The sequence below is a fragment of the Limnobaculum eriocheiris genome (assembly GCF_021010575.1).
GTDB lineage: Bacteria > Pseudomonadota > Gammaproteobacteria > Enterobacterales > Enterobacteriaceae > Limnobaculum > Limnobaculum eriocheiris.
Genome location: NZ_JAJNAG010000013.1, coordinates 1 through 13,925 on the forward strand (window position 1 = coordinate 1; position 13,925 = coordinate 13,925).

A 13,925-nucleotide genomic window follows, 5' to 3' on the forward strand; every position below is an offset into this window, starting at 1 on the left:
AGGTGGAATGACCGTTTCGGATCACATCACTCGTTTCAGAACAGCGGGGACAAACTACATCAATCTTTGCCATCAATCATCCAAAGGGCGAAGAATACCACAACACTAAATATGCGTCACGACCGAGTTTTAACTCCTTCTAAAACTTTTGTAGCAATACGGAATTTAAAAAATACGAAAAGTAGGTGAGTTTTTTATTTTTGAGCGATTGCATACTCAAATCATTATGTGATGAAGTGAGTAATCATGATGGTGATTATATCGAATGAAGCAATTTATTTTATTCTTCATGCTTATGGTTAAGTCAGCCCCTTTAGATTTGGTTGGGTGACAAAATGAAAAGATTAATGTGTGTATTAGCGTTGCTTTCTGTTTCTGGCACATCGTTGGCTCAGGCTCAATATGACATGGCAGGTTCCGAATTTATTTCATCAGATTATCAGATGAATCGGGGAACCGTTGTGGGGCACGGGAATCAGGCAAATATTGTGCAAAACGGAACTTCCAACCTGGCAGTTGTTGTACAAAAGGGGGGAGGCAATCTGGCGCAGGTCAGACAATCGGGAAGCAATAATACGGCCATTATGGCTCAAAGAGGAATCGCAAATAACGCTGAAATTATTCAGGCCGATGCTAACAATGTGGCTTATATAGCACAAGCTGGTGCGGCAAATTCAGCGTCTATTGTGCAATCAGATTTTGATAATGAAGCTTATATTATCCAAAAGGGTAAAGGGAACGTAACGCAAATTATTCAAAATGGTGTAAACCGGTCTGCCGGTGTTATACAAAATTCGTCAGGAATGGCCATTCGAGTGACTCAACACTAAGAATGACTGTTTTTTGATAATCATAGAAAGCCTATATACGACGGGGTAGTATCATGAAACTGTGGAAAATTCTTGCGTTAACATCATTAGTTCTTTCTGGCAGTGCTATGGCTGGTCATTATGACCCTCCTACACCACCAACTCCAACTGTGCCTCAGTATACCTCAGCATCTGCTGAAATTCGTATCTATCAGGCCGGTACCAGCAACTTTGCCGATACCAGCCAAACCCAGGCTTATAAATCTTTAACCGATATTGAACAACGTGGCGATCGCAACAAGTCATACAGCAATCAAAGCGGTGACAATAGTCTGATCAACGTTGACCAATTTGGTAATGATAACCTGAGCGTAGCGGCACAAACTGCCAATAAAGCAGCAATCTACGTTTCTCAAAGTGGCAGTGGTAACGTTTCTGGCGCATCACAAAGCTATGACGGTGGCTTAATCTCCGTTACTCAGGCTGGTGCAGGTAACGTTGCATACTCTAACCAACACTAAGTTTGGTTCTTTCTATGTAAAAACAGGGCCATGGCCCTGTTTTGTTTTATGGTTTTTCCTGAGGAGTCATTATGTCTTTTTTACTTGCCGCAGCCCTCAGTAACCAGCTTTGGTTTAGTACGCAGCAGGACGCCGGAAACTATACTATTACACCCATGGTAAATCTTGATAGCAATTGCGAATGTACTGTCTCAATAGAAGTTCAACGTAAGGGAAGTCAGGGCGAGAGCCGTAGCCTTCAACAAAGTCATATTTCACTGGAAGGTAAAAAGGAACGTGCCCTTGGGCAAATGAAGCTGAATATTTCTCAGGACGATCGGGTGAATATTACCGTGACGTTAAGCAATGGCGGTAATATCGAGATGAAGAAGCAATGGAGTTCGTCCTCTAAAATGTGACCTTTCATTACAGAGGCTTTGTTGAGCTTCGCCAAATTACAGACATAAAAAAACCGGCATCGCCGGTTTTTTTAAGAAACGCTCAACATTATTACATAGCGTTGATTTGTGCAGTCAGGTTTGACTTATGACGCGCAGCTTTATTCTTGTGAATTAAGCCTTTTGCTGCCTGACGGTCAACAATTGGTTGCATGTCATTAAATGCTGCCTGAGCAGCAGCTTTGTCACCTGCTGTAATCGCCATTTGTACTTTCTTGATGAAGGTACGCATCATGGAGCGACGGCTAGCGTTATGCTTGCGGCGCTTCTCAGATTGGATGGCGCGTTTCTTAGCTGATTTGATATTAGCCAAGGTCCAACTCCCAAATAGTTTCTTGAGGACATTCTAAAGGCGAAGGAATATGCCCTTTCGACCTTCTTTTGTCAACGGATTTGTGCAAATTAGCGCCGCCATTTTCTCTTTATCACTAAAAAGAAGGGGCGACACCGCGGTTATCGATGGCGCAGAATTCTAACAGCTTTATACAACAGAATACAGTAATTAACGCGTTTTCTTTATGCGGATGCTGAAGATATAGGCATTACTGTATATTTATCGGTAGATTAACGCCTCAAGTCCATAAACCACAGAAGATTTTCGTTTATCGCGTAATCGCGGGTTAACCTTAGGCGCGGCTGTTGCTATAATCGATGGTTTCCAACTGTACAGAGCCCAAAACTGATTATGGAGCTGATTCGCGGTATACACAATATCCGACCTCGTCACCACGGGTGTGTTTTGACGATCGGTAATTTTGACGGCGTTCATCTTGGACATCAGGCGTTATTACGTCAGTTAAAACGAGAAGGGAAGCGATTGGGTCTGTCAACCATGGTGATGATCTTTGAGCCCCAGCCGTTGGAACTATTTGCTCCACAGCAGGCACCGGCAAGGCTGACACGCCTGCGCGATAAGTGTAAGTATCTGGCACAGGCCGGTATCGATTATCTGCTGTGTGTGAAGTTTGATGCGGTTTTTGCGGCAAACAGTGCAGAACAATTCATTTCCCAATTGCTGGTGGATCTGTTGGGTGTTAAGTTTTTAATGGTTGGCGATGATTTTCGCTTTGGGGCGAAGCGGCAGGGAGATTTCTCTTTGCTGAAAACCGCCGGAGAAACCTTTAGTTTCTCTGTCGCCGATAGCGAAAGTTTTTGCGAATCGGGTACGCGAATCAGTAGTACCATCATTCGTCAGGCGTTGCAGGATGATAATCTGGCGCTGGCGGAGTCTTTACTTGGTCGACCATATAGTATGTGTGGGCGAGTCGTTCACGGTGATGAGCTGGGGAGAACCATTGGTTTTCCTACCGCCAATCTTCCCATTAAGCGGCTGGTAGCACCAATTAAGGGAGTGTATGCCGTAGAAGTACAGGGATTAGCGGATAAGCCATTACCCGGCGTTGCCAATATTGGCAACCGACCTACGGTTTCCGGTGTGCGCCAACAGCTTGAAGTACATTTATTAGATGTTGATATGGACCTGTATGGGCGCCATATTGATGTAGTAATCAGAGAAAAATTACGCAGTGAGCAGCGTTTTGCCTCACTGGACGCTTTAAAACAGCAGATTGAAAATGATGTCGTGACCGCCCGTGAATATTTTGGGCAAGCGGTACGGACTTAATATCTAGCCGAGAGATAGGGAACCGAGAATCGAATGACTGACTATAAGAACACGTTGAATTTGCCGGAAACCGGTTTTCCAATGCGCGGCGATTTAGCCAAGCGTGAACCGGATATGCTAAAACATTGGTATGAATCTGACCTTTATGGTGCGATTCGCCAGGCCAAAAAAGGGAAGAAAACCTTTATTCTTCACGATGGCCCTCCTTACGCAAACGGCAGCCTTCATATTGGTCATGCGGTAAATAAAATTCTCAAAGACATTATTATCAAGTCAAAAAGCATGGCTGGATATGATGCGCCATACGTACCGGGTTGGGACTGTCATGGGTTGCCAATTGAGCTGAAAGTGGAACAACTGGTAGGTAAGCCGGGAGAGAAAATCAGCGCGGCGGAATTCCGTAAAGCTTGTCGTGACTATGCAGCGGAACAGGTTGAAGGTCAGAAAAAAGATTTTATCCGTTTAGGCGTATTGGGTGACTGGGATCGCCCATACCTGACGATGGAATATAAAACTGAAGCCAATATCATTCGTTCCCTGTCAAAAATTATCGGTAATGGGCACTTGCACAAAGGCGCTAAACCTGTGCACTGGTGTATTGACTGTCGTTCGTCTCTGGCTGAAGCCGAAGTCGAATATTATGACAAAACCTCACCTTCGATTGATGTGCGTTTTGCTGCCGTTGATCCCGCTGCCGTTGCTGCACAATTTGGCATCTGTCAGGTGTCTGGCCCGGTTAATGTGGTTATTTGGACCACCACTCCGTGGACCTTACCGGCAAACCGCGCTATTTCTCTGCATCCTGAGTTTGAATATCAGCTGGTGCAGGTTGGAAATGAAAATCTGATTCTGGCCGCCGATCTGGTTGAAAGCGTGATGAAACGCGCCGCTATCGATAGCTGGATAGTTCTGGGCAGTGCTAAAGGTGCTGATTTAGAGCTGATGCGCTTTAAACACCCATTCCTGAATTTTGATGTACCCATCGTTCTGGGTGAGCATGTGACGCTGGATACCGGTACCGGTGCGGTACATACTGCCCCGGGTCATGGTCCTGATGACTATGTCATTGGTCAAAAGTATCAGTTAGAAGTGGCTAACCCGGTCGGTCCGGATGGTTGCTATCTGTCAGGAACCGGTGCGGGACTTGATGGCCTGAACGTATTTAAAGCCAACGATGTGATTGTTGAAATGTTACGTGAGCAGGGTGCTTTACTGCACGTTGAGAAAGTGCTGCACAGCTATCCATGCTGCTGGCGTCATAAGTCACCAATTATATTCCGTGCGACACCTCAGTGGTTTATCAGCATGGATCAGAATGGCTTACGCAAGCAGTCTCTGAAAGAGATCAAAGGCGTTCGTTGGATCCCGGATTGGGGTCAGGCTCGTATCGAAAACATGGTGGCAAACCGCCCTGACTGGTGTATTTCTCGCCAGCGTACCTGGGGTATGCCAATGTCGTTGTTCGTTCATAAAGAGACGGATGAGCTGCATCCTCGTGCCTTAGAGATTATGGAGCAGGTGGCTCAACGTGTTGAACAACAGGGTATTCAGGCATGGTGGGATCTTGATCCTAAAGATGTACTGGGTGAAGAGGCCGATAATTATGTGAAGGTTCCGGATACGCTGGATGTTTGGTTTGACTCCGGCTCAACTCACTCTTCGGTGGTCGATGTACGCCCTGAGTTTCATGGTCACAGCGCGGATATGTATCTGGAAGGTTCAGACCAGCATCGCGGTTGGTTTATGTCTTCCCTGATGATCTCAACGGCGATGAAAGGCAAAGCGCCTTATCGTCAGGTTCTGACTCACGGCTTTACCGTGGATGGTCAGGGTCGTAAAATGTCGAAATCTATCGGTAACACCATTAGCCCTCAGGACGTAATGAATAAGCTGGGTGGTGATATCCTTCGTCTGTGGGTAGCCTCAACGGACTACACCGGTGAAATTGCAGTATCCGATGAAATTTTAAAACGCTCGGCGGATGCTTATCGTCGTATTCGTAATACTGCACGCTTCCTGCTGGCTAACCTGAATGGTTTTGATCCGGCAAAAGATATGGTGAAACCAGAAGAGATGGTAGTGCTGGATCGTTGGGCGGTGGGGCGTGCTCTGGCTGCGCAAAATGAAATTGCTGCCAGTTATGATAATTACGATTTCCACGTGGTGATTCAACGCCTGATGCAGTTCTGTTCTGTTGAAATGGGTTCCTTCTATCTGGACATCATCAAAGATCGTCAGTACACCGCAAAAGGCGATAGTCTGGCGCGCCGTAGCTGCCAGACTGCGTTGTATCATATCGCTGAAGCGCTGGTTCGCTGGATGGCGCCGGTTATGTCGTTCACCGCTGATGAGATCTGGAACTACCTGCCGGGTGAACGTGAAAAGTTTGTGTTTACCGGTGAGTGGTATCAGGGACTGTTTGGTCTGGCCGATGGCGAAAGTATGAATGATAGCTATTGGGACGAATTGCTGAAAGTTCGCGGTGAAGTGAACAAAGTGCTGGAGCAGGCGCGTAACGATAAGCAACTGGGCGGCTCTCTTGAAGCATCAGTCACTTTATTTGCGGATTCTGATTTGGCGGATAAGCTAAATGCGCTTAAAGATGAGCTGCGTTTTGTGCTGCTGACTTCCGGTGCTAAAGTTGAGCCGATGGCTCAGGCAACGGCAGAGGCACAGCCAGGCGAAATGATGAAAGGCCTGAAAGTTGGGCTGGCTAAAGCTCAGGGTAATAAATGCCCTCGTTGCTGGCACTATACGCTGGATGTTGGTCAAAATGCAGAACATCCGGATCTTTGTGGTCGCTGTGTAACTAACGTTGCTGGCAATGGTGAAGAGCGTAAGTTTGCCTGATGAGTAAATCTATTGGTTCTACCGGGCTCCGCTGGCTATGGCTGGCGGTTGTCGTTCTGATTGTCGACCTGGTCAGTAAATTTTGGGTGGTAAAGAATTTCCGCCTGGGCGAGTCGGTAGATTGGTTACCGTTTTTTAATTTCTACTATGCGAGAAATTATGGCGCTGCGTTTAGTTCTTTTATGGGACAGCGCTGGGCATTGGCAGCCGTGGCAATAACCATTACCATCGTATTAATGGTGATGATGTATCGTACTGCGGCAACCGCGAAATGGAGCAATATTGCTTTTGCTCTGATTATTGGTGGAGCCTTGGGTAACTTATTCGACCGCCTGTACCATGGTTTTGTTGTCGACTTTTTTGATTTTTTCATTGGCGACTGGCACTACCCGACTTTTAACGTTGCTGACTGTGCAATATGCATCGGAGCAGTGATGGTGGTGTTAGAAGGTTTTATTTTCTCTAAAAAAGAGAAAAAGAACCCGGCGTAATACAAGTCACAGTGATGTAACGGTTTTATTAACGGTGTAGCCAGCAAGGTTGCTGACTACACCGTCTATATACTTGGAGAGTGAAAATGCAGATATTGTTAGCCAATCCGCGAGGTTTCTGTGCAGGAGTCGACCGGGCTATCAGTATTGTTGAACGTGCGCTGGAGATTTATGGCGCTCCAATTTATGTACGCCATGAAGTGGTACATAACCGTTATGTTGTTGACAGCCTGCGCGATCGCGGCGCGGTATTTATTGAGCAACTTAATGAAGTTCCCGACGGTGCGATTCTGATTTTTTCCGCTCATGGTGTATCTCAGGCGGTTCGTGCAGAGGCTAAAGCCCGTGACTTGAAGGTGTTTGATGCCACTTGCCCGCTGGTGACTAAAGTTCATATGGAAGTGGCTCGCGCCAGCCGTAAAGGCCGGGAAGCCATTTTGATTGGCCATGCGGGGCATCCTGAAGTGGAAGGCACTATGGGGCAGTACAGCAATCAGGACGGTGGAATGTATTTGGTGGAGTCACCGGAAGATGTGTGGCAGCTAAAAGTCAAAAACGAGAAGAATCTCTGCTTTATGACGCAAACAACACTGTCCGTTGATGATACTTTCGATGTAATTGATGCGTTGCGTGAGCGTTTTCCGGATATTATCGGCCCGCGTAAAGATGATATTTGTTATGCCACCACCAATCGTCAGGAAGCCGTGCGTAATTTGGCCCTGCAATCGGATATGGTACTGGTGGTTGGTTCAAAAAACTCATCTAACTCAAACCGTTTAGCTGAACTGGCTCAACGTATTGGTAAACCTGCCTATCTGATTGATACAGCAGAGGATATTCAGGAAGGCTGGGTAAAAAACCTGAGTTCTGTTGGCGTGACGGCGGGCGCTTCTGCCCCTGATGTTTTGGTCCAGGCGGTGATTACCCGTCTGCGTTCTCTGGGGGGCGATGCTGCGGTAGAAATGGAAGGGCGTGAAGAGAGTATCGTATTTGAAGTGCCGAAAGAGCTTAGAGTTAAGCAGGTTGATTAAATTCGGGCGGCTGTTTTAAGCAAAACACTGGCGGGCTGATATCTTCAGCCCGTTTTTATTTTAATAATTACCTATTTCTACCAATATAAGATGAGCTTTTAATTAGTTCGGCATAATTAGTAAATTTATTTGTCAGCGTTCAGGGTGAACGTTAATCTGATAGACAAATTAGTTACAGAATAAAAATTCAGAGGATTATTATGACCAATAAGCAGGTTAGGATTGCGATTGCCGGTGCCGGTGGAAGAATGGGGCGTCAGCTTATTCAGGCTGTTCATCAGGCAGAAAACGTAACGTTAGGAGCCGCATTGGAACGGTGCGGTTCGTCACTGGTAGGTGTTGATGCCGGTGAACTGGCTGCTATTGGTCAGACAGGCATTCGGGTTAGCGATAATCTGGAAGCGGTAGCGAAAGATTTTGATGTGTTTATTGATTTCACCCGTCCTGAAGGCACCCTGGAACATATCTCTTTTTGTCGCCATCATCATAAGGCAATGGTTATTGGTACCACCGGATTTGATGATGCAGGTAAAGCTGTTATCCAGCAGGCTTCAACTGAAATTCCTGTTGTATTTGCTGCTAATTTTAGCGTTGGGGTTAATCTGGTGCTTAAATTACTGGAGCAGGCCGCAAAGGTCATGGGCGATTATACGGACATTGAAATCATTGAGGCTCACCATCGCCATAAAGTGGATGCCCCTTCAGGTACTGCGTTGGCTATGGGTGAGGTTATTGCCGATACTCTTGGCAGAGACTTAAAAACCTGTGCGGTATATGGCCGGGAAGGGTATACCGGTGAGCGTCCCCGTGAAACTATCGGATTTGCTACCCTGAGAGCGGGCGATATTGTGGGAGAACATACGGCGATGTTTGCTGACATTGGTGAGCGAGTTGAGATTACTCATAAAGCCTCCAGTCGAATGACTTTCGCCAACGGTGCTGTAAGGGCTGCCGCCTGGTTAGGTCAACATGACTCTGGCTTATATAGCATGCGTGATGTTTTATCACTGAATGATTAGTTTTTGTTTGTTTATTCATGGGTTATTGGGATTTTATTTTAATAACCCATTTAAAATAAATTTATAACTTATTGACAATAAAGTAATAAATGTGTTAATTTTTTATTTATTGATGTTATTTATTGTTTTTATATAATTGATTGTGTTTTTATAAATTAAGCCTCATTTTTTATCTTTTGGTCTCATTTTATTGTTCGAATTTCTCTTTTTTCCATTCAAATATCATTTTGTTCTATCATATACTTTAGCAATCGTTTTCTAAGTATGGTTTATTGATGATTTTTGCCGTTACATCTCAATTTTTATGTTGAATTGCTAAAAAGCTAACAAAAAATGTGTGTTTCGGTAGACAAGAGACAGTTCGATCATTAGAATGCGCACAATTTGCCCAAAATTTGCCAGCAAGGCTTTTTTTGTGCCTTTTTAAAAGGTATAGTTGTGAATTAATATGCATATTTTGTGACTGTTTATTCTAGGAGGGTGTTTTGAGTAAGACAGCGCTACTGGTTCTGGAAGACGGAACCCAATTTCATGGTCGGGCCATCGGGGCCAAAGGGGTGGCAATTGGGGAAGTTGTTTTTAATACCTCAATGACCGGTTATCAAGAAATCCTTACTGACCCATCTTATTCCCGCCAAATTGTTACTCTTACTTATCCCCATATTGGAAATGTCGGCACGAACTCTTCAGATGAAGAATCCGCTTCAGTTCATGCTCAGGGATTAATCATTCGTGATTTGCCGCTGATTGCCAGTAACTACCGCAATCAGGAAGGATTGTCCGAATACCTGAAACGCCACAATATCGTTGCTATTGCTGATATTGACACTCGCAAATTGACTCGCTTACTCAGAGAGAAAGGGGCACAAAACGGCTGCATAATTGTCGGTGACCAACCGGACGCTCAACTGGCGCTGGAAAAAGCACGCGCTTTCCCGGGGCTGAAGGGAATGGATTTAGCCAAAGAAGTGACAACCAAAGAGTCCTACCGTTGGGCTCAGGGCAGTTGGACGCTGGAAAATGATTTACCTGCGGTAAAAAATGACAGTGAGTTGCCTTATCACGTTGTGGCTTATGACTATGGTGTAAAACGTAATATTCTCAGAATGCTGGTGGATCGCGGTTGTCGCCTGACGGTGGTTCCGGCACAAACCCCTGCGGAAGAAGTTCTGAAACTGAATCCGGATGGTGTGTTCCTGTCGAACGGACCGGGAGATCCGGCACCTTGTGACTATGCAATTAAGGCTATCAGCCAGTTACTGAAAACGGATATTCCGGTATTCGGTATCTGTCTGGGGCACCAGTTGCTGGCTTTGGCTTCCGGCGCTGAAACCATCAAAATGAAATTTGGTCATCACGGGGGGAACCACCCGGTGAAAGATCTTGATGCAAATAGCGTTATGATCACTGCACAAAACCATGGTTTCGCGGTCGATGAATTCTCCTTACCTCCTAATTTACGCATTACTCATAAGTCTTTGTTTGATGGAACATTGCAGGGTATCCATCGTACCGATAAAGCGGCGTTTAGTTTTCAGGGGCACCCGGAAGCCAGTCCGGGGCCACATGATGCGGCACCGTTGTTCGACCACTTTATCGAACTGATTGAATCTTATCGTTCTACCGCTAAAAATAAATCAGGAGCCTTGAGCCATGCCAAAACGTACTGATATAAAAAGCATCCTGATTCTTGGTGCCGGCCCGATTGTTATTGGTCAGGCTTGTGAGTTTGACTACTCCGGTGCTCAGGCCTGTAAAGCACTGCGTGAGGAAGGGTATCGGGTGATTCTGGTGAACTCTAACCCGGCCACCATCATGACTGACCCGGAAATGGCTGATGCAACCTATATCGAACCTATCCAGTGGGAAGTAGTACGCAAAATCATTGAAAAAGAACGTCCGGATGCAGTTCTGCCTACCATGGGAGGACAAACCGCCCTTAACTGTGCGCTGGAACTGGAGCGCAAGGGTGTACTGGATGAATTCGGTGTCACCATGATCGGTGCCACCGCCGATGCTATCGATAAAGCAGAAGATCGCCAGCGCTTTGATAAGGCGATGAAAAAGATTGGTCTTGATACGGCGCGTTCCGGTATTGCCCATAATATGGAAGAAGCCTATGCGGTGGCTGCGGATGTGGGGTTCCCCTGCATTATTCGTCCGTCATTCACCATGGGGGGAACCGGTGGCGGTATCGCTTATAACCGCGAAGAGTTTGAAGAGATCTGCGAACGCGGACTGGACCTTTCTCCAACGAAAGAGCTGCTGATTGATGAGTCGCTGATTGGCTGGAAAGAGTATGAGATGGAAGTGGTTCGGGACAAGAACGATAACTGTATTATCGTCTGCTCCATCGAAAACTTTGACGCTATGGGTATTCACACCGGTGACTCAATTACCGTAGCGCCAGCGCAAACCCTGACTGATAAAGAGTATCAGATCATGCGTAACGCCTCGATGGCAGTACTGCGTGAGATTGGTGTGGAAACCGGTGGTTCAAACGTACAGTTCTCGGTGAATCCTAAAAATGGTCGGCTGATCGTTATCGAAATGAACCCGCGGGTGTCCCGCTCTTCAGCGTTGGCCTCTAAAGCAACGGGTTTCCCGATTGCCAAAATTGCCGCCAAACTGGCGGTTGGTTACACCCTTGATGAGCTGATGAATGATATTACCGGCGGCAGAACACCGGCATCATTCGAACCTTCCATTGACTATGTTGTGACAAAAATTCCTCGCTTTAACTTTGAGAAGTTTGCCGGTGCCAATGACCGCCTGACGACTCAGATGAAATCCGTCGGGGAAGTGATGGCAATTGGTCGTACCCAACAGGAATCACTGCAAAAAGCATTGCGTGGTCTTGAAGTTGGAGCCAGTGGATTTGATCCTAAAGTGAGTCTGGATGACCCGGAAGCGTTGACCCGAATTCGTCGTGAACTGAAAGAAGCAGGTGCCGAGCGTATCTGGTATGTTGCTGACGCATTCCGTGCAGGCATGTCAGTGGACGGCATCTTTAACCTGACCAACATTGACCGCTGGTTCCTGGTTCAGATTGAAGAGCTGGTTCGTCTGGAAGAGCAGGTGGCTGAACGCGGCATTAACGGCCTGGACTATGATTTTATGCGCCTGCTGAAGCGTAAAGGCTTTGCCGATGCGCGTCTGGCTAAACTGGTTGGCTTCTCAGAAGCAGAAGTGCGTAAGTTGCGCTATAAGCACGGTATTTATCCGGTATATAAGCGGGTAGATACCTGTGCGGCGGAGTTCGCCACGGATACCGCCTATATGTACTCAACCTATGAAGATGAGTGTGAGGCTAACCCAACCAATGACCGCCCAAAAATTATGGTGCTGGGCGGTGGTCCAAACCGCATTGGGCAGGGGATTGAGTTTGACTACTGCTGCGTTCATGCTTCGCTGGCACTGCGCGAAGACGGTTATGAAACCATCATGGTCAACTGCAACCCTGAAACGGTTTCAACGGACTATGATACTTCGGATCGTCTCTATTTTGAACCGGTTACCTTAGAAGATGTACTGGAAATTGTACGGGTCGAGCAACCTGCCGGTGTTATCGTGCAATATGGTGGCCAAACCCCATTAAAACTGGCTCGTTCATTAGAAGCTGCCGGTGTGCCAATTATTGGTACCTCGCCGGATGCCATAGACCGGGCAGAAGATCGCGAGCGCTTCCAGCAGGCGGTTCATCGCCTGGGCTTGAAACAACCGGCAAACGCAACGGTATCTGCTATTGAAATGGCAGTAGATAAAGCCGCCGGTATCGGTTATCCGCTGGTGGTTCGACCTTCTTATGTGCTGGGCGGACGGGCGATGGAAATCGTCTATGATGAAGCCGACCTGCGTCGTTACTTCCAGACGGCGGTTAGCGTTTCCAACGATGCACCAGTACTGCTGGATCGCTTTTTGGATGATGCGATAGAAGTTGACGTTGATGCTATCTGTGACGGTGAACGTGTGCTGATTGGTGGCATTATGGAGCACATCGAGCAAGCGGGTGTACACTCCGGTGACTCTGCCTGTTCTTTACCTGCCTATACCCTAAATCAGGATATTCAGGACGAAATGCGCAGACAGGTTGAAAAACTGGCGTTTGAACTCTGTGTCCGTGGCTTAATGAACGTGCAGTTTGCGGTAAAAGGAGAGGATGTTTATCTGATTGAGGTTAACCCTCGGGCCGCTCGTACCGTACCTTTTGTCTCTAAGGCAACCGGTGTACCGCTGGCAAAAGTAGCTGCACGGGTGATGGCGGGTAAATCACTGCTGGAGCAAGGCGTAACCAAAGAAGTGATCCCGCCTTACTATTCGGTAAAAGAAGTGGTGTTGCCATTCAACAAATTCCCGGGAGTAGACCCCATTCTGGGGCCAGAAATGCGTTCGACGGGTGAAGTGATGGGCGTTGGCCGCAGCTTTGCTGAAGCCTTCTCTAAGGCGATGCTGGGCAGTAGTCCAAACCGTATCCCACGCGGTCGCGCATTACTGTCGGTACGCGAAGGGGATAAGGCTCGAGTGGTGGATTTAGCCGCCAAGCTGCTGAAACAGGGCTTTGATCTGGATGCAACTCACGGTACAGCAGTGGTGTTAGGCGAAGCGGGAATAAACCCCCGTCTGGTGAATAAGGTACATGAAGGCCGCCCGCACATTCAGGACAGGATTAAGAATGGGGAGTATAACTACATTGTTAACACTACCGAAGGGCGTCAGGCCATTGAGGACTCTAAGTTGATTCGCCGCAGTGCGCTTCAGTATAAAGTCCACTATGACACCACGCTAAACGGCGGTTTTGCGACCACGATGGCGATGAATGCGGACCCTACGGAGAAAGTGATTTCCGTTCAGGAGATGCATCAGTTGTTGAAGTAGTTAATAGCAATGAGTTTGGCTATTCAGCCCTATATTCATAGGGCTGAATAGCGCTCTTGACCTTAACGCCCTTTGTCCGGCCACAGGCTCAAGGGCTAATTTATACACTTTACTGTTAGTAGACGAAACTTACGCCAGACTAAATCTTCATTGCCCCAGGTGCTGTGGCAATTAGCCACTTTGATAATCTGCATCTAAACTTGAAAAACTATAATAAACAGTAACTGAGCGTTTGAAGCGGTTCAAAAATCAGTGTTATTCTAGCTGG

General features: G+C 46.9%; 12 protein-coding genes. 10 read left to right on the forward strand and 2 right to left on the reverse strand.

From position 1 onward, the window contains the following. Nucleotides 1–73, reverse strand: a 73-nt coding sequence (locus LPW36_RS07780) for an IS1 family transposase (protein ID WP_338085959.1), incomplete at its 3' end; no start/stop codon positions are given. A gap of 262 nt (nt 74–335) precedes the next feature. Between LPW36_RS07780 and LPW36_RS07785 the strand changes: the two genes are divergently transcribed. The 3 genes from LPW36_RS07785 to csgC all read left to right on the forward strand — a co-directional run bounded on the left by LPW36_RS07785 (nt 336) and on the right by csgC (nt 1,728). Then, nucleotides 336–830, forward strand: a complete 495-nt coding sequence (locus LPW36_RS07785) for a curlin (protein WP_230608922.1) — start codon at nt 336–338, stop codon at nt 828–830. Nucleotides 831–883: 53 nt separating this feature from the next. Beyond that, nucleotides 884–1,330 (forward strand): curlin, encoded by a 447-nt coding sequence (locus LPW36_RS07790; RefSeq protein ID WP_230608923.1) that lies wholly within the window; start codon nt 884–886, stop codon nt 1,328–1,330. A gap of 71 nt (nt 1,331–1,401) precedes the next feature. Then, a complete protein-coding gene (gene csgC, locus LPW36_RS07795; RefSeq protein WP_230608924.1) occupies nt 1,402–1,728 on the forward strand; it encodes a curli assembly chaperone CsgC in 327 nt (108 codons plus the stop codon). Nucleotides 1,729–1,819: 91 nt separating this feature from the next. Here csgC and rpsT read toward each other — a convergent pair whose 3' ends face one another. After that, nucleotides 1,820–2,080: a 30S ribosomal protein S20 gene (gene rpsT / locus LPW36_RS07800; protein WP_130592380.1), complete on the reverse strand. Its 261-nt coding sequence runs from the start codon at nt 2,078–2,080 to the stop codon at nt 1,820–1,822. 372 nt (nt 2,081–2,452) lie between these two features. Here rpsT and ribF point away from each other — a divergent pair, with 372 nt between their 5' ends. From ribF to carB, 7 genes are all read left to right on the forward strand, one after another. After that, on the forward strand, nt 2,453–3,391 hold the full coding sequence (ribF, locus tag LPW36_RS07805; RefSeq protein ID WP_230608925.1) for a bifunctional riboflavin kinase/FAD synthetase: 939 nt from the start codon (nt 2,453–2,455) through the stop codon (nt 3,389–3,391). A 33-nt stretch (nt 3,392–3,424) separates the two neighbouring features. Further along, complete coding sequence (gene ileS / locus LPW36_RS07810) at nt 3,425–6,241, forward strand: isoleucine--tRNA ligase (protein ID WP_230608926.1); 2,817 nt, start codon at nt 3,425–3,427, stop codon at nt 6,239–6,241. Next, nucleotides 6,241–6,732, forward strand: coding sequence for a signal peptidase II (gene lspA / locus LPW36_RS07815; RefSeq protein WP_230608927.1), 492 nt, complete (start codon nt 6,241–6,243; stop codon nt 6,730–6,732). Before ileS ends, lspA begins: the two co-directional genes overlap by 1 nt. 86 nt (nt 6,733–6,818) lie before the next feature. Beyond that, nucleotides 6,819–7,763, forward strand: coding sequence for a 4-hydroxy-3-methylbut-2-enyl diphosphate reductase (gene ispH, locus LPW36_RS07820; protein WP_230608928.1), 945 nt, complete (start codon nt 6,819–6,821; stop codon nt 7,761–7,763). A 200-nt stretch (nt 7,764–7,963) separates the two neighbouring features. Beyond that, nucleotides 7,964–8,782 carry a 4-hydroxy-tetrahydrodipicolinate reductase gene (dapB, locus tag LPW36_RS07825; protein WP_230608929.1) on the forward strand — a complete coding sequence of 273 codons (819 nt, stop codon included), beginning with the start codon at nt 7,964–7,966 and terminating at the stop codon, nt 8,780–8,782. Nucleotides 8,783–9,267: 485 nt separating this feature from the next. Beyond that, nucleotides 9,268–10,452, forward strand: coding sequence for a glutamine-hydrolyzing carbamoyl-phosphate synthase small subunit (gene carA, locus LPW36_RS07830; RefSeq protein ID WP_230608930.1), 1,185 nt, complete (start codon nt 9,268–9,270; stop codon nt 10,450–10,452). Beyond that, the gene (gene carB / locus LPW36_RS07835) at nt 10,436–13,657 is read left to right on the forward strand and encodes a carbamoyl-phosphate synthase large subunit (protein ID WP_230608931.1); all 3,222 of its coding nucleotides are present in this window, start codon (nt 10,436–10,438) and stop codon (nt 13,655–13,657) included. Before carA ends, carB begins: the two co-directional genes overlap by 17 nt. Nucleotides 13,658–13,925: the final 268 nt, after the last annotated feature.